Source organism: Brevundimonas sp. M20 (assembly GCF_006547065.1).
Taxonomy (GTDB): Bacteria; Pseudomonadota; Alphaproteobacteria; order Caulobacterales; family Caulobacteraceae; genus Brevundimonas.
In genome coordinates this window covers 2,337,487-2,360,658 of record NZ_CP041243.1, presented here as the reverse complement: position 1 = coordinate 2,360,658, position 23,172 = coordinate 2,337,487, and the positions used below count along the sequence as shown (strand labels likewise).

The 23,172-nt window shown below is 67.2% G+C and carries 27 protein-coding genes; 14 read left to right on the top strand and 13 right to left on the bottom strand.

Translation table 11 applies throughout. The annotated features are described in order from the left end of the window. Positions 1–76: 76 nt before the first annotated feature. From FKQ52_RS11685 to FKQ52_RS11665, 5 genes are all read left to right on the top strand, one after another. Positions 77–1,657 (top strand): cytochrome ubiquinol oxidase subunit I, encoded by a 1,581-nt coding sequence (locus FKQ52_RS11685; RefSeq protein WP_141628344.1) that lies wholly within the window; start codon positions 77–79, stop codon positions 1,655–1,657. A 24-nt stretch (positions 1,658–1,681) separates the two neighbouring features. Beyond that, positions 1,682–2,830 carry a cytochrome d ubiquinol oxidase subunit II gene (gene cydB, locus FKQ52_RS11680; RefSeq protein ID WP_141627337.1) on the top strand — a complete coding sequence of 383 codons (1,149 nt, stop codon included), beginning with the start codon at positions 1,682–1,684 and terminating at the stop codon, positions 2,828–2,830. Positions 2,831–2,850: 20 nt separating this feature from the next. Continuing rightward, a complete protein-coding gene (cydX, locus tag FKQ52_RS11675; protein WP_141627336.1) occupies positions 2,851–3,000 on the top strand; it encodes a cytochrome bd-I oxidase subunit CydX in 150 nt (49 codons plus the stop codon). Continuing rightward, the gene (gene hemN / locus FKQ52_RS11670; protein ID WP_141627335.1) at positions 2,987–4,363 is read left to right on the top strand and encodes an oxygen-independent coproporphyrinogen III oxidase; all 1,377 of its coding nucleotides are present in this window, start codon (positions 2,987–2,989) and stop codon (positions 4,361–4,363) included. The genes cydX and hemN overlap by 14 nt, the downstream gene beginning before the upstream one ends. Before the next feature lie 131 nt (positions 4,364–4,494). Further along, positions 4,495–5,157 carry an OmpW family protein gene (locus FKQ52_RS11665; RefSeq protein WP_370450952.1) on the top strand — a complete coding sequence of 221 codons (663 nt, stop codon included), beginning with the start codon at positions 4,495–4,497 and terminating at the stop codon, positions 5,155–5,157. A 49-nt stretch (positions 5,158–5,206) separates the two neighbouring features. Here the strand turns inward: FKQ52_RS11665 and FKQ52_RS11660 are convergent, their stop codons facing one another. After that, complete coding sequence (locus tag FKQ52_RS11660; RefSeq protein ID WP_141627333.1) at positions 5,207–5,791, bottom strand: acyloxyacyl hydrolase; 585 nt, start codon at positions 5,789–5,791, stop codon at positions 5,207–5,209. Positions 5,792–6,042: 251 nt separating this feature from the next. Here FKQ52_RS11660 and FKQ52_RS11655 point away from each other — a divergent pair, with 251 nt between their 5' ends. After that, complete coding sequence (locus FKQ52_RS11655) at positions 6,043–6,501, top strand: excinuclease ATPase subunit (RefSeq protein WP_141627332.1); 459 nt, start codon at positions 6,043–6,045, stop codon at positions 6,499–6,501. Positions 6,502–6,519: 18 nt separating this feature from the next. After that, entirely contained in the window at positions 6,520–7,257 is a 738-nt protein-coding gene (locus tag FKQ52_RS11650; protein ID WP_141627331.1) for a glycosyltransferase family 2 protein, read from the top strand. On the opposite strand, the gene FKQ52_RS11645 is transcribed toward FKQ52_RS11650, so the two are convergent. Further along, entirely contained in the window at positions 7,240–7,761 is a 522-nt protein-coding gene (locus tag FKQ52_RS11645) for a hypothetical protein (RefSeq protein ID WP_141627330.1), read from the bottom strand. The genes FKQ52_RS11650 and FKQ52_RS11645 overlap by 18 nt on opposite strands. A 138-nt stretch (positions 7,762–7,899) precedes the next feature. Here FKQ52_RS11645 and FKQ52_RS11640 point away from each other — a divergent pair, with 138 nt between their 5' ends. From FKQ52_RS11640 to FKQ52_RS11610, 7 genes are read left to right on the top strand one after another with little or no spacing between them, the layout of a single operon-like run. Then, positions 7,900–8,484 (top strand): beta-ketoacyl synthase chain length factor, encoded by a 585-nt coding sequence (locus FKQ52_RS11640; RefSeq protein ID WP_168196846.1) that lies wholly within the window; start codon positions 7,900–7,902, stop codon positions 8,482–8,484. Beyond that, the gene (locus tag FKQ52_RS11635; protein ID WP_141627328.1) at positions 8,481–9,242 is read left to right on the top strand and encodes a 1-acyl-sn-glycerol-3-phosphate acyltransferase; all 762 of its coding nucleotides are present in this window, start codon (positions 8,481–8,483) and stop codon (positions 9,240–9,242) included. Before FKQ52_RS11640 ends, FKQ52_RS11635 begins: the two co-directional genes overlap by 4 nt. Continuing rightward, the gene (locus FKQ52_RS11630) at positions 9,239–9,511 is read left to right on the top strand and encodes a phosphopantetheine-binding protein (protein ID WP_141627327.1); all 273 of its coding nucleotides are present in this window, start codon (positions 9,239–9,241) and stop codon (positions 9,509–9,511) included. The genes FKQ52_RS11635 and FKQ52_RS11630 overlap by 4 nt, the downstream gene beginning before the upstream one ends. Further along, entirely contained in the window at positions 9,508–9,768 is a 261-nt protein-coding gene (locus FKQ52_RS11625; RefSeq protein WP_205750751.1) for an acyl carrier protein, read from the top strand. Before FKQ52_RS11630 ends, FKQ52_RS11625 begins: the two co-directional genes overlap by 4 nt. After that, positions 9,755–10,324 (top strand): hypothetical protein, encoded by a 570-nt coding sequence (locus FKQ52_RS11620; RefSeq protein ID WP_141627326.1) that lies wholly within the window; start codon positions 9,755–9,757, stop codon positions 10,322–10,324. Before FKQ52_RS11625 ends, FKQ52_RS11620 begins: the two co-directional genes overlap by 14 nt. Next, the gene (locus FKQ52_RS11615; RefSeq protein WP_141627325.1) at positions 10,321–11,640 is read left to right on the top strand and encodes a hypothetical protein; all 1,320 of its coding nucleotides are present in this window, start codon (positions 10,321–10,323) and stop codon (positions 11,638–11,640) included. The genes FKQ52_RS11620 and FKQ52_RS11615 overlap by 4 nt, the downstream gene beginning before the upstream one ends. Further along, positions 11,637–12,002, top strand: a complete 366-nt coding sequence (locus FKQ52_RS11610) for an acyl-CoA synthetase (protein WP_141627324.1) — start codon at positions 11,637–11,639, stop codon at positions 12,000–12,002. The genes FKQ52_RS11615 and FKQ52_RS11610 overlap by 4 nt, the downstream gene beginning before the upstream one ends. Positions 12,003–12,020: 18 nt before the next feature. Here FKQ52_RS11610 and FKQ52_RS11605 read toward each other — a convergent pair whose 3' ends face one another. The 11 genes from FKQ52_RS11605 to FKQ52_RS11555 form a co-directional block, all read right to left on the bottom strand. Next, positions 12,021–13,250: a beta-ketoacyl-ACP synthase gene (locus FKQ52_RS11605; RefSeq protein WP_205750750.1), complete on the bottom strand. Its 1,230-nt coding sequence runs from the start codon at positions 13,248–13,250 to the stop codon at positions 12,021–12,023. Next, complete coding sequence (locus tag FKQ52_RS11600) at positions 13,247–13,981, bottom strand: 3-ketoacyl-ACP reductase FabG2 (RefSeq protein ID WP_370450951.1); 735 nt, start codon at positions 13,979–13,981, stop codon at positions 13,247–13,249. The genes FKQ52_RS11605 and FKQ52_RS11600 overlap by 4 nt, the downstream gene beginning before the upstream one ends. Then, complete coding sequence (locus FKQ52_RS11595; RefSeq protein WP_141627323.1) at positions 13,978–14,433, bottom strand: 3-hydroxyacyl-ACP dehydratase; 456 nt, start codon at positions 14,431–14,433, stop codon at positions 13,978–13,980. The genes FKQ52_RS11600 and FKQ52_RS11595 overlap by 4 nt, the downstream gene beginning before the upstream one ends. Next, positions 14,430–15,596, bottom strand: coding sequence for a beta-ketoacyl-ACP synthase (locus tag FKQ52_RS11590; protein ID WP_141627322.1), 1,167 nt, complete (start codon positions 15,594–15,596; stop codon positions 14,430–14,432). The genes FKQ52_RS11595 and FKQ52_RS11590 overlap by 4 nt, the downstream gene beginning before the upstream one ends. Continuing rightward, a complete protein-coding gene (locus tag FKQ52_RS11585; protein ID WP_168196845.1) occupies positions 15,596–16,201 on the bottom strand; it encodes a DUF3261 domain-containing protein in 606 nt (201 codons plus the stop codon). The genes FKQ52_RS11590 and FKQ52_RS11585 overlap by 1 nt, the downstream gene beginning before the upstream one ends. Next, positions 16,189–17,397: an NAD(P)/FAD-dependent oxidoreductase gene (locus FKQ52_RS11580; RefSeq protein ID WP_205750749.1), complete on the bottom strand. Its 1,209-nt coding sequence runs from the start codon at positions 17,395–17,397 to the stop codon at positions 16,189–16,191. The genes FKQ52_RS11585 and FKQ52_RS11580 overlap by 13 nt, the downstream gene beginning before the upstream one ends. 4 nt (positions 17,398–17,401) lie before the next feature. Next, on the bottom strand, positions 17,402–19,615 hold the full coding sequence (locus FKQ52_RS11575; RefSeq protein ID WP_141627319.1) for an MMPL family transporter: 2,214 nt from the start codon (positions 19,613–19,615) through the stop codon (positions 17,402–17,404). 3 nt (positions 19,616–19,618) lie between these two features. After that, a complete protein-coding gene (locus FKQ52_RS11570; RefSeq protein WP_141627318.1) occupies positions 19,619–20,035 on the bottom strand; it encodes a LolA-related protein in 417 nt (138 codons plus the stop codon). A gap of 95 nt (positions 20,036–20,130) precedes the next feature. After that, positions 20,131–20,559, bottom strand: a complete 429-nt coding sequence (locus tag FKQ52_RS11565) for a thioesterase family protein (RefSeq protein ID WP_205750748.1) — start codon at positions 20,557–20,559, stop codon at positions 20,131–20,133. Further along, complete coding sequence (gene hutH / locus FKQ52_RS11560) at positions 20,556–22,067, bottom strand: histidine ammonia-lyase (RefSeq protein ID WP_205750747.1); 1,512 nt, start codon at positions 22,065–22,067, stop codon at positions 20,556–20,558. Before hutH ends, FKQ52_RS11565 begins: the two co-directional genes overlap by 4 nt. A 25-nt stretch (positions 22,068–22,092) precedes the next feature. Further along, the gene (locus FKQ52_RS11555; protein WP_141627316.1) at positions 22,093–23,019 is read right to left on the bottom strand and encodes a hypothetical protein; all 927 of its coding nucleotides are present in this window, start codon (positions 23,017–23,019) and stop codon (positions 22,093–22,095) included. Positions 23,020–23,172 lie beyond the last annotated feature (153 nt).

Genomic DNA, 23,172 nt, shown 5'->3' with positions numbered 1-23,172 from the left:
GGCGCGTGCCTCGCCGCGATTTTAAGGCACACTGAAACGCCGGTCGTCGTGCCCGGCGCGCTGGAGCATTGCCATGATCGACCTCGCGGTCGTCGACCTCTCCCGGCTGCAGTTCGCGCTGACAGCCCTGTACCATTTCCTGTTCGTGCCCCTGACCTTGGGGTTGTCGTTCATGCTGGTGATCATGGAGTCGATCTATGTGATGACCCGCCGGCCGATCTGGCGGACCATCACCCGGTTCTGGGGCGTCCTCTTCGGCATCAACTTCGTTCTCGGCGTCGCCACCGGCATCACCATGGAATTCCAGTTCGGGATGAACTGGAGCTACTATAGCCACTACGTCGGCGACATCTTCGGGGCCCCGCTGGCCATCGAGGGGCTGATGGCCTTCTTCCTCGAGGCCACCTTCGTTGGACTGATGTTCTTCGGCTGGGACAAGCTGAAGCCGCACGCCCACCTGTTCGTCACCTTCATGGTGGCGCTGGGCACCAACCTGTCGGCCCTGTGGATCCTGATCGCCAACGGCTGGATGCAGAACCCGGTCGGCGCGGCCTTCAATCCCGACACCATGCGCATGGAAGTGACCGACTTCATGGCCGTGCTGTTCAACCCGGTCGCCCAGGCCAAGTTCGTGCACACCGTCAGCGCCGGCTATGTTTGCGCCGCCGTCTTCGTGCTCGGCGTCTCGGCCTTCTACCTGCTGCGGAACAAGCACGTCGGCTTCGCCAAGCGGTCGATGACCGTCGCCGCCGCCTTCGGTCTGGCCGCCTCTCTCTCGGTCGTCGTGCTGGGCGACCAGTCCGGCTACGCGCTGACCGACAACCAGAAAATGAAGCTGGCGGCGCTGGAGGCCATGTGGCGCACGGAGCCGGCCCCGGCCGGTCTGACGCTGGTGGGCATCCCCAGTATGGAGGATCGCACCACTCACTACGGCGTGCATGTGCCGTGGGTTATGGGCCTGATCGCCACCCGCACCATCGACAAGCCGGTCGAGGGCATCTTCGAACTGGTCGCCACCGCCGAGACGCGGATCGAATCCGGGGTGATCGCCTATGACGCGCTGCAGAAGGTGAAGGCCAACCCGCAGGACATGGCCGCCCGCGGTCTGTTCGAAACCCACCGTCGCGACCTGGGCTACGGCCTGCTGCTGAGGCGTCACGTCGCCGATCCGCGTCAGGCCACGCCGGAGCTGATCCGTCAGACGGCGTGGGAGACGGTGCCGAACGTGCCGGTCCTGTTCTGGAGCTTCCGCGTCATGGCGGGCATCGGGATGTTCATGATCGCGCTGTTCGGCACGGCGTTCGTGCTGTGCACGCTGCGCAAGCACCAGACGAAATGGTTCCTGCGGATCGCGGTGCTGGCCATCCCCCTGCCGTGGATCGCCATCGAGTTCGGCTGGATTCTGGCCGAGTTCGGGCGCCAGCCCTGGGCGGTCGAGGGCGTGCTGCCGACCTTCCTCGGCGCGTCCAGCCTGACCGTGCCGCAGCTGTGGGCGACCATCGCGGGCTTCACCCTACTGTACGGCACACTGGCCGTCGTCGAAGTGAAGCTGATGCTTCAAGCCATCAAGAAGGGTCCGTTCCACGAACAGGAGACGTTCGGCGAGACCGACCCCGAGCAGCCCGGCGAGCGCGCCCCCGCGCCGGCCGTGGCCTGACCCAGACCTTCAGGACATCCGATCATGGAACTTCCTATCGACTTCGCCACGCTCCGCCTGATCTGGTGGGGACTGCTGGGCGTGCTGCTGATCGCCTTCGCCCTGACGGACGGGTTTGATCTCGGCGTCGGCGCCCTTTTGCCCTTCGTCGCAAAAACGGATGAAGAGCGGCGCATGGTGATCAACACCGTCGGCGCGACCTGGGAGGGCAACCAGGTGTGGTTCATCCTCGGCGGCGGCGCGATCTTCGCGGCCTGGCCCTTCGTCTACGCGGTCAGTTTCTCGGGCTTCTACCTGGCCATGTTCCTGGTCTTGTCCGCCCTGATCCTGCGGCCGGTCTCGTTCAAATACCGCTCCAAGCGGGCCTCGAAGACCTGGCGCACGATGTGGGACTGGGGCCTGTTCATCGGCGGCTTCGTGCCCTCGCTGGTCTTCGGCGTCGCCGTCGGCAACGTCCTGCTGGGCGCCCCCTTCCGGCTCGATGCCGACCTGCGCTCCTTCTACGACGGCAATCTGCTGGGCCTGTTCACCCCGTTCAGCCTGATCGCGGGCCTGCTGTCGGTCTGCATGCTGGTCCTGCACGGCGCCGCCTGGCTGTCGGTGAAGGCCGAACATGGGCCGGTGCTGGAACGGGCCCGCCTTTACGGCACCATCGCCGGCGTGCTGGCTCTGGTCCTGTTCGCGGTCGGCGGTCTGTTCATCGCCTTCGGAGACATGGGTTACCGCATCACCGGCGCGCTGGACCCGAACGGCTTCTCCAACCCGCTCCGCACAACGGTGGAGGCCGCTCCCGGCGCCTGGCTGGACAACTACAGCCGCTATCCCTGGATGCTGATCGCTCCGGCGCTGGGCTTCCTCGGCGCTCTGGCGGGCCTGATCGGCATGTGGCGCCGCTCCGCCCCGCTGGCCTTCGGCGGCTCCTCGGCCTCGGCGGTGGGCATCATCTCGACAGTCGGCCTGTCGATGTTCCCCTTCATCCTGCCCAGTTCGATCAATCCGCAGTCCAGCCTGACGGTCTGGAACGCGTCCTCCAGCCACCTGACGCTGTTCATCATGCTGTTGGTGACCATCGTCTTCCTGCCACTGGTCCTGCTCTACACCGCTTGGGTCTACAAGGTGCTGTGGGGCCGGACCTCGACGGCGGCGCTCAAGACCAACCCCGACTTGTACTGAACCCCGAGGAGATCTGACCCATGTGGTATTTTGCCTGGATCCTTGGCCTTGGTCTGGCGGTGGCGTTCGGCGTCCTGAATGGCCTGTGGCATGAGTTCGCCCTGTTCGATGAAGGCGATGAGGGCCTGTCCACCCCCGATGCGTCGAAAGAGGGCGATGTTCCCCTCTAGTCCCGCAGGCCTGAAAACGCGGGAGCTGATCGCGCGCTACGACGCCCACGCCCCGCGTTACACCTCCTACCCGACGGCGGCGCAGTTCACGCCCGCCGTCGGAGCGGACGACTGGAGCGGCTGGCTAGTGGCCGCCCGTCCGGATCGCGCGGTGTCGCTGTATCTGCACATCCCGTTCTGCAAGCGGCTGTGCTGGTACTGCGGCTGCAACACCCGCGCGGTGAACCGCGAAAGCGTGATCACCAGCTACGTCGATCTGCTGCTGCGTGAGGCCGATCTGGTGGTGGCGCGGATGGGGCGGCGCCCGCGCGTCGGCTCGATCCATTTCGGCGGCGGCACGCCGAACATGCTGCCGCCGGTCGAGCTGGAGCGGCTGTACGCCGGTCTGGCCGAACGCTTTGACCTGACCGACTGTTTCGAGGTCGCCGCTGAACTGGACCCCGAGGTCCTGACGCAGGACTGGATCGAGGCGGCGGGGCGCATCGGCCTGAGCCGCGCCAGTCTGGGCGTGCAGGACCTGTCGCCGGACGTTCAGGCCGCGGTGAACCGGCCCGAACGGTTCGAGACCATCCAGTGGGCGGTGGCGGCGCTGCGGGAGCAGGGCGTCACCTCCATCAATCTGGACCTGATGTACGGGCTGCCGCTTCAGACCATCGAGCATGTGGTCACGACTTTGGGTCTGGTGACGACGCTGCGGCCCGAGCGGATCGCCCTGTTCGGCTACGCCCATGTGCCGTGGATGAAGCCGCACCAGAAGCTGATCCACGACGCCGACCTGCCGGGCGCCGAGGTGCGCTTCGCCCAGAGCCAGTCCGCCGCGCGCTATCTGACCGGCAAGGGCTGGGCAGCGATCGGACTGGACCACTTCGCCCTGCCGCACGACTCGCTCGCGGCGGCGGAGCGCGCCGGGCGGCTGCGCCGGAACTTCCAGGGTTATACGACGGATGAGGCCGAGGTGCTGATCGGGCTGGGCGCGTCGGCGATCAGCCATGCGCCCGGCGGCTTCGCCCAGAACCATACCGTCGAACGCGACTGGCGCGCCGCCGTCGAACGGGGCGAACTGCCCATCGCGCGTGGCGTGGTCCTGACCGAACGGGACGCCTTGATCGGCGAGATTATCGAACGGCTGATGTGCGACTTCACCGTCGATGTCCCGGCGATAGCTGACCGGCGCGGACAGCCTCTGTCCGAGGTCGCCGGCGCGTGGCCGGCCCTCCGCCGGTTCCAGCGCGACGGCCTGGTTCGGGTCGATGAGGGCAGGGTGGACGTGACCCCTCCTGGACGACCCTTCGTAAGGGCTGTCTGCGCTGCCTTCGACCCGGATGCGGCCCGCATCCAGCAGCGGCACGCCCGCGTCGTCTGACCGGATAAATTGCCCGGCCAGACAGGGGTTTGCGCTGGATCAATGCCGTGTTCGGCATAGGCGCGCATCACTCTTCCAAGACGCTCGCAACCGGCCGCATGAGGCGACCCCGGGCGTCGGGGATGAAAGAGATGAACTTCAGGACCCTGATCCTCGCCGCCGCCGCCGCCGCGGCGACCGCCTTCGCCGCTCCGGCGATGGCCCAGACCGCCAACACCTGGGAGGCCCCGCGCAAGGGCGACTGGCTGGTCACCGGCCGTGTCACCGACGTCTTCTCGGGCGCGGACAACGCCATCCTGACCAGCGCCGGCGCCGACAGCGGCCTGCATGTCGATGTGGGCGACAGTGTCATGCCGACCCTCGGCTTCACCTACTTCCTGACCGACCATTTCGCGATCGAGGGCATCCTCGGCACGACGCAGCATGAGATCCGCGCCCAGGGCGGCGGGACCGATGTCGCCGTGCATGAGACCTGGGTGCTGCCGCCGGTGGTCACCCTGCAATACCGCCCCCTGAGCGGCGGGCGTGTCAGCCCCTACGTCGGCGCGGGCGTGAACTACATGCTGTTCTACAGCGGCGACGACAAGAACGGCTTCACCGTCGATCTGGATGACGGCTTCGGCTACGCGCTGCAGGCGGGCGCGGACATCGGCATTCAGGGGCCGTGGAGCGTCAACGTCGATGTGAAGAAGATCTGGTTCAACACGGACGCCGACGTGAACAACGGCGCCCTGCACAGCGACGTCGACCTTGATCCGTGGGTCGTCTCGGTCGGTGTCAGCCGCAAATTCTAGGCTGATCAGGCCGCACCGACGCCCGGGCGCCGGTGCGGCCTTTCGCTGATCAGAGCTTCATGCCCAGACGCAGGCCGATGTCGTTCGAGCCTTCGTTCGGCAGCGAGGTGTCGGCGTTCGAGATGTGGTGGAAGGTGGCCGTCAGCGACCATTTTTCATTGAAGCGATAGCCGACGCCGAAACCGGTGCGGAACACCACACGGCTGCCGTGCGATTTCCATTCGTCCTCCAGCGGCGTGCCGCTGACGTCCAGCTTGCCGTCGTGCCAGGCGGCGCCGACCATGCCTTCCAGATAGATGGCGTCGTTCGGGCTGAAGACCTGGGATGCCAGGGTCCGTTCGGCCTGCAGGCCGAGATAGATCTGGTTGGTGTAGCCGTCGGTGTTCACCAGCGCGCCGGCCACGACCTTCGGTGAACCGATCAGACGCAAGGCTTCGATGGGCGTGGACAGGACTTCAACACCCAGATCGACACCGTCCTCCCGGTTCTCGCCGATCACGCCGGTGTCGTGCTGAAGCACGGCGAAGCGAACCTCGTCGACCAGCCGGAATTCCGGCGCGGTCTGGGCCCGGGCCTGTCCCGCGAGGGCGAGGGCGGCGGTGCAGGTCAGCAGGGCGCAAGTGCGGACGAACATGGTTCTCACCTTATTGTAGCGGTCCCGGACCGGGCGCGCCCTGCCGAGGATATGGACGGACGCCTGAAGGTCGCGACGCAAGCGCCGTCGAAGGCCGGGATTCCGTGAGGTTATTCAAGAATCCGGGGGTTGCAAGGGGAGGCCCGCCGATTGAATTCCGCCCCCCGGAAGCTTTGCCCGGCAAGGTTGCCGCGCCCGTCTGCCCGTGCCAGAAAGTCGCGAACGAACGGCGCTCTGACAGGAGAGAATCGATGAAGCCCGGCATCCTTGTGACTGGTGTGGTCCTTTCCGCTGCTCTTCTGGCGGCCCCGACGACGCCGATGGCGGCCGCCCCGGCTGACGAGGTCACCATCCACGAAATCGCCAATGTGCTGGAGCGTCCCGAATACGCTTCGCAACTGGAAGGCGTGACCTTCTATTTCGGCGACGCGCCGCACCCCCGTGTCGCGCGCCGCATCGAGGCTGACGCCACCACCTCGCAACGCAGCCGCCGCTTCGGCCGCTCGGCCGAGGAATCCTGCCAGTGGGTCATGCTGTCGGCCCTGATCCGCCTGAAGAACCAGACCCTGGCCAACGGCGGCAACGCCGTCATCAACGTCCGGTCCAACTGGGACAATGTCGAATGGTCCAGCCGCACCCAGTACAAGTGCTCGGCGGGCTTCCTGATGGCCGGCGTCGCCCTGAAGGGCGACATGGTCAGCCTTCGCTGATTTCAGGCGGCGCACAGTATGCGCTTGTGCGCCGTTGTTCCGAGTTATCGCCATGTCAGCCAGCTGCCGCGTCTGTCGCGACGGCTGGTTGAGCTTTGCGACCACGTCCTGATTGTTGACGACGGCAATACGGAGCCCGTGCGCTCTGAAATCGCCGCCCTGCATGATCCCTCCAACGGCGTTCAGGTCCTGCGGCTGGACGTCAATGCGGGCAAGGGCGTGGCGGTCCTGACGGGCTTCCGCGAAGCCATCGCCCAGGGCTTCACCCACGCCCTCCAGATCGACGCCGACGGTCAGCATGACATCGAGGACGTCCACCGCTTCATCGAGGCCTCGCGGCAGCGGCCCGAGGCCCTGATTTGCGGTCAGGCGGTCTATGACGAAAGCGTGCCCAGGGCGCGCAAGATCGGTCGATGGATCACCCACGTCTGGGTGTGGATCGAGACCGCTTCGCTGGCCATCGCCGACTCGATGTGCGGCTTCCGCCTCTACCCGCTGCCCAAGGTGGCCGAGGTCATCGCGGGGACCAGAATCGGCTCGCGCATGGATTTCGACACCGAAATGGCCGTGCACATGCATTGGCGCGGGACGCCCGTGGTGAACCTGCCGACCAAGGTCATCTATCCGCCGGACAACGTCTCCAATTTCGAGATGCTGGCCGACAATGTGCGGATATCGAAGATGCACACCCGGCTGGCGTTGCAGGCCCCGTTCCGCCTGATCCGCAAGCTGTGGGTTTCAGTCTTCGCCCGGTAGTCGGACCGCTTCAACGGGGCCGTCCCAGACCAGCGTCAGGGCGAAATCTCCGTCGACAGTCTCATGCAGGACGTTCAGCCCCTCCGTCGTGCGGTAGGTCGGGGTTGTCGTGCCCGCCACAGCGCGCAGTCGCGCTGGGCCCGCCATCTCGCCGAACGCCTTGAAGTAGGCTTCGTGGAAGGTGAACACCCGCCAGGCGGCGTCGTCGTCCGTCGGCGTGGCGTCCATCAGCAGCCGGGCGATGTCCCGGATCGGCCGCGTTGGAAGACGATGCTCGATGTCGATGCCGATCCGGCCTTCCGGCGTCGCGGCCACGGCGATCCCGTTCCGGCTGTGCGCCCTGGACGACGGACCTTCGAACAGTCCGGTTCCAGCCCTCAATTCGGCCAGCAGGCTCGCCGCCGCTTCGCTCTGGATCGGGCGCGGCACGCGGGCGTCGCGGGGAAACTTTGCTATAAATCGAACAGCATAGCTCGCCGTCAGGGATCGATGGGTGCGCTGCATTACCCCGGATTATATTGAACTGCCCCGTGCAGCCATATAGGTTGCAAGGTGAACGTCGGGGGATGTGGGACAGTGCTAGCGTTGGGTGTGACCGCATGGGGCGCCATCCTCTCTTCAGAGAGCGATGAGCGTTTTGGCGTGGCTGAGGACGCCTCCGCCATCCCTGTGCAGCAACGCCGCCGCCTGCCTGCCTTCACCCGCAATGTCCTTCAATGCGCCCTGCCGCTGCTGCGCGATCGGCCCGGAACGCCGGTAGTGCTGTCCAGCCCCAACGGCGATCTCGACAGCACCGTGACCCTGCTCAGCGACATCGCGCGGAACGAGTTGCTGTCGCCGTCCCTGTTCGGCCTGTCGGTCCATAACGCCCCGCTGGGCGCGCTGAGCCTGTCCATTGAAGGTCCGGGCGATCAGATTTCCATCGGCGGCGATACGGCGACCCTGTCGGCCGGTCTGGTCGAGGCCTGGGCCCAGCTGACGACCGGGGAGGCCTCCTCCATCGTTCTGGTGCACGCCGACGAGCGCCTTTCGGGCCTCTACGCCGATCTGGATGAGGCCACCCCCGGCGTGTTCATCGCCATGACCCTCGCCCTGGTGGGTGACGGCGGGGAGGGCGTCGTGGTCACCCCCGGGCGCACCGGCGCACTGGCGGTGGTCAACGCCCTGAGGGCCGGACAGACGCGTCTGACCTTCTCGCCGCCGCGACTGGACGCGCTGGCGGCATGAAGGCGCTCGCAAGATTCTGGCTGCTGATCGCGACGGGCACGTCCTTCGCCCTGTTCGGGCTGGGGGGGCTGTTCCTCGCCATCGTGGTCTTCCCGCTGATCAACCTGCTTGTCCGCGATCGGGAGCAGCGGACCCGCATCGCCCAGCAGACCGTACACCGCGTCTGGCGCACCTATGTGCGGATCATGGTCTTCCTCGGGGCCGTTTCCTACGAGGTTCACGGCGCCGAGCTGCTGCGGAATGACCGGGGCACACTGGTCATCGCCAACCACCCCTCCCTGCTCGACATCGTCTTCATCATGTCGCTGATGGAGCGGACCCAATGCGTGGTGAAGGCGGGGGTCTGGCGCAATCCGTTCATGCGCGGCGTGGTGACGGCGGCCAACTATATTCCCAACGAGAACGATCCCGAGCGGCTGATCGAGGACTGTGTCGCGGCGCTGGAGGCCGGGAACAATCTGGTCATCTTCCCCGAGGGTTCGCGCACGCCGCCGGGCGTCAAGCCGAAGTACCAGCGGGGCTTCGCCTATATCGCCCACCGCTCACAGGCGCCGGTCCGACTGGTCACCATCACCTGCAGTCCGCCGACCCTGCTGAAGGGCGAGCCGTGGTACAAAGTCCCCAGTCGGCGCGCTCACTGGGTCATCCAGGTCCATGAACATATTGACGTTCCGGACCAATCCATTCAATCCGCCATCGCCGCCAGGAGCCTGTGCATGCAGGTGGAGCGCCGAATAGAAGAACTGCTTGCCGCATGACGACACCCACCGAATTCGAGATGAAATCCGCGATCATCGAGGTCCTGAACCTCGAGGACATCACCCCGGATGACATCGGCGCCGACGAGGATCTGTTCGGCAATACCGGTCTGGCGCTCGATTCCATCGACGCGCTGGAGATCGGGGTCGCGCTGCAGAAGAAGTTCGACATCAAGATCGATGTTGATGACAAGCAACTGCACAGCCACTTCCAGACGATCAACGCCCTGATCGCCTTCGTGGCCCAGCAGAAGGCCCTGAAGCAATGAGCGCCGTCATGGAACGTGAGACCATCTATTCCGAGATCAAGGAGTATCTCGTCTCCGCCTTCGACGTGCCCCGTGACCTGATCACGCCCGAAGCCGATCTGGTGGAGCAGCTCAACCTCGACTCGATCGACGCGATCGATCTGATGGTCCAGCTGAAGGAAATCACCGGCCGCAAGATCGAACCGGACGAGTTCCGCGGCATCCGCACGATCGACGACGTGCTGAACCTCGCCCAGAAGAAGCATGCCCAAGGTTGATGTACCGGCGGTTCTGCTAGTCGCAACCTCGGTACTCTACCCTGTCGTCGCCGCGATCGCGGTGCGCACCGTCGGACCCGGATGGGTGGTCGGCGGGCTGCTGGCCTTCCTGCTTCTGCGCACCCTGTCTGACCGCGCCCGTCGCACGCCCGGAGCCCTGACCTTGGGGCTGTTGCTGGCGGCGGGGGGGCTGGTGACGGTGGCCCTGTTTGATCGCGAGCTGTCGGTCCGGCTCTATCCGGCCTTCATGAACGCGGCGATGTTCCTCGCCTTCGGTCAGACGCTTCTGCGCGGTCCCAGCATGATCGAGCGGTTCGCGCGGATGACCGATCCGGACCTGCCGCCCAGCGGAGTCGCCTACACCCGCGTGGTCACCATGATCTGGACCGGCTTCTTCGTTCTGAACGGCGCCGTCGCGGTCTGGACCGCCATCTGGGCCGACTGGCATGTCTGGACCCTCTACAACGCCGGCGTCTCCTATGGGCTGATCGGTGTCCTGATCGTCGGCGAGCTGGTGGTGCGTCCCTTAGCCCGGCGCGCCATGGAAGCACGATGAACGGCCTTATCCAGACCCTGATCCAGACCGACGCCGCCCGTCCGCTGTTCCAGCGCGACGGCGAGGTCGTGACGGCGGGCGACGTCCGACGTCTGGCCGCCGCCCTTCTGCCGCGTGTACAGGCCACGCGCGACACGGTCTTCCTCAGCGTGGCGTCCGCCGCGCACCTGACCGCCAGTCTTCTCGCCGCCGCCGCGGCCGGGCGGATGATCGCCATGCCCGCCCACGCCCAGCCGGAGTATCTGGCCGAGATCGGCTGTCCGCCCGAGGCCCTGATCACCGACGACCTTTTCGGGGGTCTGCTGGATGGCGATGTCGCCGCGCTGGCTGACGCCGTCACGGACCCGGTCATCGATTTCTTCACCTCGGGCTCCTCGGGCGCGCCCAAGCGTGTCCGCAAGAACCTGTCCCGGCTTGAGGTCGAGGCGCGAGCTCTGGACAACCTTTGGGGCGCGGAGGCGGGGCCGGTCATTTCGACCGTCTCCCATCAACATTTCTACGGCTTCCTCTTCCGCGTGGTCTGGCCGATCATGTCCGGTCGGGTCAGCGACGACGCTCCCGCCGTCTATTGGGAGAACCTCGAAGGCCGTTTCGGGGGGGGCACGCTGGTCTCAAGCCCGGCCCATTTGACCCGTCTGTCGCCGCGCGTGGAGATGTACCAGCCGACGCCCGGTCTGATCTTTTCCTCCGGCCAGCTCCTGCCGACCGATGCGGCGGCTGAGTGCGTGACGGTCTTCGGTCGCCCGGCCACCGAGGTGCTCGGCTCGACCGAGACGGGCGGCCTCGCCTGGCGCCGTCAGACCGCGCCTGATGCCCTCTGGACCCCATTCCCGGACGTCTCGATCACCGCGGATGAGACGCAGGCCCTGATCGTCCGCTCGCCCTATCTGCAGGACGACGGGCCCGAGCGGACGGGCGACGTCATCGACCAGCAGCCCGACGGCCGCTTTCGTTTGAAGCCGCGCGGTGACCGGATCGTGAAGATCGACGGCAAGCGGGTCTCGCTGGCCCGGGTCGAGGACATGCTGGGCCGACTGCCAGAGATCGCGGCCGTCGCCGCCCTTTCGCTGTCGGATCACAAGGGCGCGCTGGGCGCGGTGGTCGAGCTGACCCTCGCCGGTCAGGCCGTGCTGGCGGAGGAGGGGACATTCCGCCTGTCCCGCCGCCTGCGCGCCGCTGTCTCTCCCCTGCTGGAGAGCGCCGAACGCCCGAAATACTGGCGCTTCGTTGACCGCATCGAGACCAACAGCCAGGGCAAGCGTATCCTGTCCACGCTCAGCGCCCTGTTCGGCGCGCCGCAGGGGAGCCGCCCATGACCCCGACTGCTTCCAGTCCGCTGGACGTGCTTGATCTGGATATCCGGCGCACCGGCGAGACGACGGCGGAGATCGCCTTCACCCTCGTCCCCGAGCTGATCTATTTCGACGGCCATTTCCCCGGCCAGCCCATCCTGCCGGGCGTGTCACAGGCTCATCTGGCCGTGCTGCTGGCCGAGCGGGTATGGGGCGGCTGGCCGTCCAGCGCGACCATCTCGCGGCTGAAATTCCGCCGCGTGCTGGCGCCCGGCGACGTCGTGGTGCTGGAGCTGCGCCACTACCCGTCGACGGGCGGGCTGTCGTTTGTGTTCAAGCTGAACGGGTCGCCGGCCTCACAGGGCGACGTCGGCGATCTGGCCTGATGCCGGTCCGGGCTGAGGTCAGGCCCGCTTGAACACCAGCGAGGTGTTGATGCCGCCGAAGGCGAAGTTGTTGGACACGAAGTAGTCCCCGTCGATCACGCGTCCGCCCACGCCGACGTAGTCCAGTTCGGCGCAACGCGGGTCGTGCTCGTGGAAGTTGGCGATGGGCGAGATCCACCCCGTCCGCAGCATCTCCACGCCCAGCCAGGCCTCGATGCCGCCACAGGCCCCCAGCGAGTGACCGAAATGGCCCTTCAGGGTGTGGAAAGGCACGTCCTTGCCATAGACCGCCTGGGTGGCCTGGCTCTCGACCACGTCGCCCGCGACGGTCGCGGTGCCGTGCCCGCTGATGAAGGCGATGTCGCTGACGCCGATCCCGGCCATTTCCATGGCCTGACGCATGACCCGTTCCTGGGTCTCCCGCGCCGGGTGCGAGATGTGGGCGCCGTCGGCGTTGGTGGCGAAGCCCGTCACCTCGGCCAGAATGGTCGCGCCGCGCGCCAGCGCGTGCTCCCGCTCCTCAAGGATCAGGAAGCCCGCGCCTTCGCCTGTCACCATGCCGTCGCGGCTGGCTTCGAACGGGCGGCAGGCGGATTCCGGCGTATCGTTGCCGTTCGAGCTGGTGGCGTACAGGCGGTCGAAGACCATCGCCATGCTGGGACAGAACTCTTCGGTCCCGCCCACGATCATGATGTCCGCCTGATTGTGCAGGATGGTCTCATAACCGTAGCCCACGCCCTGCGAGCCCGAGGTGCAGGCCGAGGAGGTGGTGATCACCCGGCCGGTCAGGCCGAAGAAGACGCTGATGTTCACCGCGGCCGTGTGCGCCATCATGCGGATATAGCTGGTGGCGTTGAGCCCGCCCGCCTTGCCCGTTTCGAGGAAGTGCACGAAGTCCCGGATCGGGTCGGTCGAGCCGAACGATGAACCGCAGGCCACGCCCGTCCGGCCGGTCTTCAGCACCGGATCATCGGTGAGGCCGGCCTGGGCTAACGCGCGCTCGACCGAGTCGACCGCCATGATGCCGACCCGGCCCATCGAGCGGGACTTCTGGCGGTGATAGCGGCCTTCGTGGACGAACCAGGACGCCGGGGCGCCGACCTTGCAGGTCAGGTCCGTCAGGCGCTCCCAGTCGGCGATGCGGCGCGTGCCGGTCTCGCCTGCGCGCATGCGGCGCTCGATTTCAGCCCATTCGCCCCCCAGGGCGGTGACGCCGGCCATGCCGGTCACCACGACACGACGCGTCAAATCAACCCCCCGTTCACGCCCAGAACCTGACGGGTGATATAGCCCGCGTCCGGTGAAAACAGAAACCCGACGGCCGCCGCGACTTCGCGCACCGTGCCCATGCGCTGCATCGGAACGGCGTCCACGATCTCCTTGGGGATCTCGTCGCTCATGGCCGTTTCGACCAGGCCGGGGGCGACGCAGTTGACGGTGATCTTGCGTTTGGCCAGCTCGACCGCCAGCGCCTTGGCGGCGCCGATCAGCCCGGCCTTGGAGGCGCTGTAGTTCACCTGTCCGCGGTTGCCGATCACGCCGGAGACCGAGGCGATGGCCACGATCCGCCCGCCGTCCCGACGCCGGATCATCGGCATGATCAGCGGCTGCAGCACATTGTAGAAGCCGTCCAGATTGGTCCGCAGGACCACATCCCAGTCGGCTCCGTCGATGGCGGGGAAGGCGTTGTCGCGGGTCACCCCGGCGCTCAGCACCACGCCCCAGAAGCCGTCCTCCCCGATGCGGGCGACCAGGGCGTCACGCGTGGCGTCACGGTCCCGGACGTCGAAGCCCAGCACATCCGCCACGCCGCCCGCCTCAACGATGGCCTGAACCACGGCCTCGGCGCCGGCGCGGTCGCCGCCGTAGTGGACTGTGACGGGATGACCGGCGCGCGCCAGATGCAGGGCGACCTCGCGGCCGATGCCCTTGCTGGCGCCGGTGACCAGAACGGGTCGCTTCAGGTTGTCTTGTGTCATTGCTGTGATCGCAGGAAGGCCGACAGGTCGTCGGGGCGGTAGGCGTTGATGGTGGCGCTGGCCAGTTCTTCCCCGGCGTCGTCCAGAATCCGGCAGCGGAAGGCGGTCATGCCCTCGTCGCTGATCAGGGGCGTCACCTCGGTCACCAGCCGCTCGCCCTGGGTGAAGAAGGTGCGGGAGACAGCATATTTCCGACAACCCAGCAGCAGGCCGACGACGGGCGGCAAACCTTCGTCGCGTCGGTCCAGTCCGTCCGAGGCGCTGATCGTCTGCGCCATCAGCTCGAAGCCGACATAGGCGGGTACGCCGCGTCCGGGCTGAAAGAAGAGCTGGTCAGAACGGATCACCACCTCGCTGGTCACGACCTCGTCCTCCCGGCCGATGATCCGGTCGATCAGCAGCATGCCGGCACGGTGGACGATCAGCGCCTCAATGGGGGGGAACTCGGTCATGCGGCGGTCAGAACCAGCGCGACGTTGTTGCCGCCGAACGCATAGCTGGCGCTCAGGATCGCCTTCAGCGAGGCGGTTTCGCCCGCTTGCGCCAGCCGGATCACCGGCAGTTCGGGATCGCGTTCGCCGTCCCAGACATGCGGCGGCAATTGTCCCTGCTCCATCGCCAGCAGGCACAGGGCCGCCTGGATCGCCCCGGCGGCGCCGAGGGTGTGTCCGGTCAGGGCCTTGGTCGAGGCGGCGGGGGTGTCCAGTCCGAACACCCGCTCGACCACATGGGCCTCCATCTGGTCGTTCAGCGGCGTCGCCGTGCCGTGCAGGTGGATGAAGTCCACCGCGTTGCGTCCGGCGTCGCCCTTAAGGCCCGCCATGGTCAGGGCGGCGCGCATGGCCGCCTCCGCCCCACGGCCCGTGGGGTCCGGCGCCGACATATGGTGCCCGTCGACGCTGCCGGCCCATCCCGCCAGTCGGTAGGGGCCGGGCTCGCGGGTCAGCAGGAACAGGGCGCCGCCCTCGCCGAGGTTCAGCCCGTCCCGGTTCGCGCTCATCGGGGCGCAGACCACGCCCGACAGCGAGCCCAGAGCCGAAAAGCCGTTCAGGGTCAGGTCGCACAGCGAGTCCGCGCCGCCACAGATCACCACGTCGCACAGACCCGACTGGATCAGCCGCGCGGCCGAGGCCAACGCCCGTCCGCCCGAGGTGCAGGCGGTCGAGACCGAGAAATACGGGCCCTGAACACCGGCCAGTCTGGCGGTGAAGGCGGCGCTGTCGCCCAGTTGTTGTGGCCTGATCGAGAAGCCTTCGGGCCATTGGTCGGTCGCCAGCCTGGCTTTCAGGGCCTCGCCGGCTTCGCCGATGCCGGAGGTCGAGGTGCCGATCACCACGCCGATCCGGTCGGCGCCGTAGCGCGCCTTGGCCGCCTCGACGGCGTCCTTCAGGGGCGCAAAGCAGTGGGCCAGAATCTGGTTGGTGCGGGTCTCGTGCGCCGGGCCGTCCAGATCGAAGGGCAGCCGTCCGACCGGCACGACCCGGCCCGTGGTCAGGGTGGCTTCACCCGACAGTCGGACGGGCTCGGCGGCGAACAGGGCGGCGGCGACCGCCTCCCGGTCCGCACCGAGCGCACAGGCGACCGAATAGTCGGCGATATGGATCGGCGTCGCCATCAGTCCAGCGACCGGCTGGTGATGGTGACTTCGTAACCGAAGGCCAGATTGCGGGACACGCGACGGGCCGGATTGGCGGCGTCCGGCACGATCTCGGAGATCAGTTCATCACCGCGACGGACCTGACGCCCGCCGTCGGCGGTTTCGGTCAGGGTCACACCCTCGGGAAGGGCGGCGTTGATCGCCTCCGCGGGCCACAGGGCAATGAAGATGTCCGCCAGAATGTTCGCCACCGGAATACTGTCCGGAGCGATGGGCGAACGGGTCTCGCGCACACCTGCGGCGGTCCAGGTGATGGTCGACAGCCGCAAGCCGCCGCCCGCCATGGTGATGACGATCTCCACCTCGTCGGGGGACAGCGCCAGGATCGACTCAAAGGCCGCCTGACGGTCGCCATGCCGAATCTGTCCGGCCTGCATCAGCGTGCGGGTCTGCGGATAGGCCGGCGGGCTGGGCAGCGTCAGGACGATGTCCGGCGCGATCCGCGCCTGCAACTCGGCGCCCGCCGTCGCGTGTGAGGGCTCACGGGGCGCGGTCGCGCACCCCGTGACCGTCAGCAGCAGGACCGTCAGGCCCAGCGCTGACGCCAGCCTCAGGCGAGGCACCACTGCTCCACGGTCCGCATCGTCCGCTTGGGCGACTTGACGAAGATGTTGCTGCGATCCCAGGCATAGCCGGCCAGCACCGAGGTCAGCTGGCGGGTGATGTCGTTCATCTCCTTCGGCCGATTGAAGATGATCGTCTGCAGGGCGCCCGTGTACCAGGCGTCCACGCACTCCCGGAAGGTGTCGATGCCGACGTAGAGCTCCCTGGAGAACTCCTCCTGCCAGTCGATGGTCTCGCCCTTGAGTTGGCGGTCCACCAGACCGGCGGCGAGGGTCGCGGACTTGAAGGCGATGGTCACGCCCGACGAGAAGACCGGGTCCAGGAACTCGGCCGCATTGCCCAGCAGGGCGAAGCTCGGGCCGTGCAGGCTCTTCACATTGCAGGCATAGCCCACGATGGTCGCGGCGGGGCGATAGACCTCGGCGTCCTTCAGGATGTCCTGCTTGTGCGGAACCTTGGCGATCAGGTTCCACAGGCGTTCGTGATCGGTCGCGCCGGCGGCCTCGATGTCGTCCTGTGGTCCGACCACGCCGACCGACGAGATGCCGTTGGCCAGCGGGATCAGCCAGTACCAGATGACCGGGTTCTCGGGGTGGATGGTGACCAGGATCTTGTTCCGGTCGAAGTGCGGGGCGGTGATGTTGTCCTTCACCTGACCGAAGACCGCGCGACGGGTGGGGAAGTCCGACGGGGTTTCCAGATCGCACAGCTTGCTCAGCGTCCGCCCGAAGCCGCTGGCGTCCAGCACGAAGCGGGCCTCGATGCGGCGGGTCTCGCCGGCTTCGTCACGCACGGTCACCACCGCGCCGTCGTCATCGCTCTCGAAGGCGATGACTTCCTGACCGAAGCTGGCCGTCGCGCCCTGTTTGACCGCGCCCTTGGCCAGCAGGTCGTCGAACTCCGAACGCATGACCTGGAAGGTCGTGGACCGGCCTGGTGCGCTCTTGTCGGGGAAATAGATCGGGGTGGTCACGCCCGCGCGTTCAAAGACGACGCCGTCCTTGAACTGGAAGCCGTGGGCCTCGATGTCCTCCAGCAGACCGGCGTCGCCCAGGAACTCCAGCGACTGGGCCAGCAGGCTTTCGCCGATCGAGAAGCGCGGGAAATGGGTGCGCTCGATCATCTCGACCTTATGGCCCTTGCGGGCCAGAAGCGCTGCGGCGAGCGAGCCCGCAGGCCCGGCCCCGATGATCAAGACATCAGTCCTGCTTGTTTGCATGAGCCAACTTCCCCCTCACTTTGATCGGCACGAATGAACACAGGTACGCGGCAGTCACCCCGACGGCGACCGCGATCCCGAAACTGGCGACCGGGAAGGTCCCGCTCAGCCCCAGAAGCCCCATCGAAAGGATGGTGGTCAAGCCGGCAAGGAAGACCACGAGCTCCTTTGACTCCCCGTCGGTCTCTTTCGCCTCGAACAGGAAGACCGAATGGTCGATGCCCACGCCGATGACGACGAACAGCGCCGCGACCGAGAAGAAGGACACCGGCATGCCCAGCGCCGAGGGCAGGGCAACCGCCATCAGCACGCCGACGGTCGGCGCGGCCAGAATAGCGAGCGCGCGCCAGGTCCGGTACAGCACCAGAACCAGAACCGCGCAGGCGGCGAACGTCGCCAGCACCGCGCCCGCCGCCAGTCCGCGGAAGGTGGCGAAGGCCTGGGTGTAGCGCGCCGTCGGGTCGACCACGCGTGAGCCTTCACGGTCTTCCTTCGGCTGGTTCACGGCCGTCGGCCCCAGCGGCGCCACGAGATAGTGCAGTCCGCCGGCCGAGCCTTCCAGATTGGCGATCAGCGGCGGCAGGGCAGGGGCGGGAACGGTCGTGGCGAACGCATCAACCGTTGTCAGGCCCAGATCCTGCGCCCGGGCGGCGAGGCGGGGCTCGAACAGTTCCGTGCGCAGGCGCGCTTCGTTTTCGGCGCGCCGTGCGTTCGACGGGTCGAAGCGGCTGACCGCGAGCACATCGCGGGCCGCATCCGCCGGCCAGCCGGCCAGCCGGGCTTCCTCGCGACGTCGAGCCTCCTGTGCGTCGGCGCCGAAGGACAACAGGAACTGAGGCGAGGAGCTGAAGCCCACGGCTTCGCGCACCTTCGCCTCCTCGGCGGACAGCTGGGCCGATCGCGGCTGGAACTGGCGCACGTCGTCCAGCACGTTGAAGCGCACCACGCCCGCGCCGACGGCGCCCAGCACGATCAGCAGGCCGACGACCGAATAGGCGCGCTTCCAGCGGAAGGCGAGGAACGGGCGCTCCAGCCAGTTCCACCAGGCCGTCAGCTTTTCGGCGTTCTTCCTCGGCTTCGGATCGAGGTACGGCAGGAGGGTCATGGTGAACCACCAGGCCGTCAGGATGCCCGCCACCGAGAAGACCGCCACCTGATTGAAGACCTCGACGCCGAACAGGCCCAGCCCGGCGAAGCCCAGCGAGGTGCTCAGCGCACAGACGGCCAGCGGACGACGGATGACCTTCAGCCGTTCCTTACGGCTGGCCCAGCCTGTCTGCGGACCGGTGGCGAGGTAGTGCAGCGCATAGTCGGACGTGACCCCGATCAGGGCCGAGCCGAAGACGAAGACCAGCACATGAACGCTGGGGAAGAACAGGAAGGCGGCGCCCAGCGACCCCGCGGCGCCCGCGGTCGTCACGGCGAAGGTGCCCAGAATCGCGTGCGGCCGCCGGAAACAGGCCAGCAGCAGGGCGAGGATGACCACGCCGGAGATCCCGGTGATCAGGGCCATCTCGTTGCGGGTCTGCTTGGCCGCGTCCTCGGCGAAGAAGACGACCCCGGCGCGCGACGCCTCGACGCCCGGCCAGCGGCCCTGCCAGCCGGTGAAGGTCTCGGCGATCCGGTCCTGTACGTCGATGCGGTAGGCCGACGCGGTCAGCACGCCGGACACCAGAACCGAGTCCCCGATCTGTCCGCCCGAAGGCGGCGCAAGGCATTCGGCCAGTTGCAGGGTCAGAAGGAACGGGTCCTTCTCCAGCATGCCGCCCGAGACCGGGGCCAGGGGGGAATAGAGCAGAACCTGCGACCGCCGCTCGACCGCCGCCGCGTCGAAGCTCGCCGGGTCGGCGCTGCACGACAGCTGGTTGCGGTTGGCGAACATCCAGCGGCCCAGCGCCTCGCCCTGGGCGTGGTCCGGCGCGAAACCGGCGGCGACGAAGCTGCGCTCCAGATCGGCGGCGGCTTCCTGCGCGCGGGCCGGGTCTTCGGCCGATACCAGCACGGCGACCCGCTGCGAGGCCGTGGTTCCGGCGTCGGCGACGGCCGCCCGGATGACGGGTTCAAGCGCGGTGCGCGGCAGCAGGTTCTGGATGTCGACGTCGAAGGCGTTGGGCTGCTGCACGCGCAGGCCGATCGAAACGCAGGCGACGAGGCACCACAGCGCACAAAGAACCGCCGCCCCGATCCGGAACAAGTCTTATCTCCGGGCCGGGGTAAGCGCGATTTGCATACGGTCGCCGTTGGCCTGCAGCACCTCGACGGAGTTGACCCGTTCGCAGCCCGAGATGTCGATGGACGAAAGCTGACGGGCCAGCGCCGGGGCGCGCGGCGTCAGGCGCAGACGCCAGCTGCCGCCCGGTCCCGCCGGACGGCGGGTGATGTTGTAGTGACGGCGCATGGCCGCGATGTCGCCCGACAGCAGGTCCAGCAGGCCGGTCGACAGGAAGGCTTCACCGCCCTGGGCTCCCATGCGCTGGGCCGGCCCGTTCTCGACCGACTGGGTCACGCCGGACGGCGTGATGACGGTGCGGACGTCCAGCGGGTCGGTGACGTGCCAGTCGACGCGGTTGTCGGTGATCCGGGCCTGACCGCGCGACACCAGCGGCGCGCGCACGCCCGACAGGTTCCGGGTCTGGACGAAGTTCAGGGCGCCGCGCTCGGCGGGCAGGCGTTCGGGGTTGGCGCAGGCGGCCTGCGCCGGCGTGACCGTCAGCCAGCCGGCGACAAGAACGGCTCCAAGCGCGCCCGCAACACGGGCGGCGTAACCCAGAGCATTTCCTGCGTGTTGATGCGCAACGCGACCTGGGACGAACTGGCTCGCATCACCCTCTCTCCGGTTGCCTCGTTCTGAACCAGATAGGTGATCCGAAGTATGCTCTCCCATTCGACAATCCCTGCGGTGATCTTCACCGGCTGATTCAGCCGCATCGGCCGAATATATCGCATCCGTAAGTCAATGATCGGCCAAGCGAACCCGCTCTCGACCATCTCCTCATAGCTGTACCCAATCCGCTCCATCACGGCAACACGACCGAGTTCGAGGAACCGGGGGTAGTTGCCGTGCCAGACGATGTTCATCGGGTCGAGGTCGAAGAACTGCGGGACCGCGGACGCCGATGCGCTGACGATGGTTTTCACGCCTTCGTTCCCGCGTCCTCCGCCCAGTCGAGCGGGATGTCGCGCTCGGCGATCCGGGCGGTCAGGGCGACCAGTCGGCGGTCCAGCGGCGTGTCTTCCTCGATAAAGGGAACCGCCTCGACAAGAGCGGCCATGCCGGGGCCGATCATGTCCTCGGTGATCTCGCCGGACTTCAGACGCAGGCGCAGGGCCTGCCCGCAGGCGACCATGTGGGCGGCGGCGACCTGTTCGGTCAGCTCCAGCACCCGCAGGGCGTCGCGCGCGGCGATGGTGCCCATCGAGACCTTGTCCTGGTTGTGACACTCGGTGGAGCGCGAGAAGACGCTGGCGGGCATGGTGCCCTTCAGCGCCTCGGCGGTCCAGGCGGACACGCCGATCTGCAGCGCCTTCAGGCCGTGGTTGATCGCGGCGCGGGCGCCGGTCGCGCCCGACAGGTTGGGCGGCAGGCCGTTGTTGCTGCGTACATCGGCCAGCAGGGCGAACTGACGGTCCAGCAGGTCCGCCACGTTGGCCACGAGGTTCTTCAGGCTGTCCATCGCGAAGGCGATATGGCCGCCGTAGAAGTGGCCGCCGTGCAGAACGTCGCCAGTCTCGGGGTCGAACAGCGGGTTGTCGTTGGCGCTGTTGATCTCGATCTCGATCATCTGGCGGAACGGCTCGATCATGTCCTCCAGCACGCCGACGACGTGCGGCGCGCAGCGGATCGAATAGCGGTCCTGCAAACGGGTCGGCGCGTGAAGTTCCGCGAACGGCGCCAGGTCCTCGGCCACGCGCGCGGCGAACCGGCCCTGACCGCTGTGCGGCTTGGCCAGCGACAGGCGCGGATCGAAATGCTTCGGATTGCCCAGCAGGCCGATGGTCGCCATGGCGGTCAGGCGGGCCGACAGGCGCGCCAGTCCTTCGGCGCGATGCAGGGCCAGCGCGGCCAGACCGGTCATCACCGACGTCCCGTTCATCACCGCCAGCCCTTCCTTGGGCCGCAGGACGATGGGCTTCAGGCCGGTCTGGGCGAAGGCCTCCGACGCGGTCATCACCTGACCCTTGTACAGCACGTCCCGCTCGCCGATCAGCGAACCGGCGATATAGCTGAGCGGCGTCAGGTCGCCACTGGCGCCGACCGAACCTTCCGCCGGGATCAGCGGCAGGATGTCGTGGCGCAGCATGTCGGTCAGCAGAGTCGCCAGATCGGTCGAGATGCCCGACCAGCCGCGCAGCAGGGCGGCCAGACGCACCGCCATAACAGCGCGGGTCTCTTCCGGATTCAGGAAGCGGCCCATGCCGACGCCGTGGAAACGCGTCAGGTGCAGGGGCAGTGCGGCGACCAGTTCGGCGGGGATTTGCGTCGTGCAGCTGTCGCCGTAGCCGGTGGTCACGCCATAGATTTCACCATCCCGCGCCAGCAGGGTGTCGATGTGGTTCGACGAGCGGGCGACCCGCTCCAGCGCAGCCTCGCTCAGGCGCGCGTCCGCCTCGCGCCGGGAGAGGGACCAGACCTCGTGTACGGTCAAATCCCGGGCGCCAAATTCAACGATTTTAGTCACTTATGCGGTTCCCCGACGCATCCCCAACGTCAGGCCAATAAGCATAGAAATTGAACCATTGGTAGGGCGCCGCCAGCACCAGTTTTTGCAGTGCATCAACATAGCCACGCACCAGTTCCTGCAAGGCGGCTTGCCTCTGTCCCCGGGGGATGGCGACCCCGTCGTTCAACAGGGAAACCTGCGCCCGGTAACGACCGTTCAACTTATAGCAGAACATCGTATAGACAGGGCATTTGAGGGCTGTCGCCAGCACGAACGGGCCTTCGGGGAAGGCCGCCGGCGCGCCCAGAAAATCGGCCATGATCGCCCGCCCGGTGTCGGTCACGGGCATGCGGTCGGCCATGACCACCACCCACTCGCCGCGCTCGATGCAGCCCGAAAGCGCGGCCGCTGTGGCCACATTGAACGCCGAAACCTGCACCAACGAAATCTGACTTTGTGGCGCGTAGCGCTGGATCAGGGCGTTGTACCGCTTCGCGTGCGGGGAATGGATCAGGATGGTGATGCGGCGCTTCTGGTGTCGCGAGGCGATGGCCCTGACGATCTCGGTGGCGCCGACGTGGGCCGACAGCACCAGTGTCCCGCGTTTGTCGTTGCGCAGCTGCTCGAAACCGTCACCCTCGATCTCGTCCACCTGCAGTCGGTCGATGCGACCGATCCAGGCCTCCATCTTGTCGATGAGGGATTCGCCGAAGGCCAGGAAATGCCTGATGGCCTGCGGGTGCCCCGGACGATCCGTTCGCCCCTGCGCCTTCCAGACCCGACGCAGGTAATCCAGCGACGCCAGCCGCTGCCGCCGTCCCGCCAGATAGAAGTACAGAATCACCGGCGTCGCGACGATCCGGCAGCCTGTGCGGCCCAGGACGCGATAGATGAAGCCCATCAGGGCCGGGCCCCAGGCGGCGCCACGCTCTCTCATGTCGGCCCAATGCCGCCGGTCTTCCCCCGCAGTCGCCACAACCCCTCCTGATGACAGGGGGGTCTTATATCGACGGCCGCCCTCGACAGGCAATGTGACCGGACAATCCGCCGCTGGTTCCCGCCTTGACGGTCACGGTGTTCGACTTCAAAG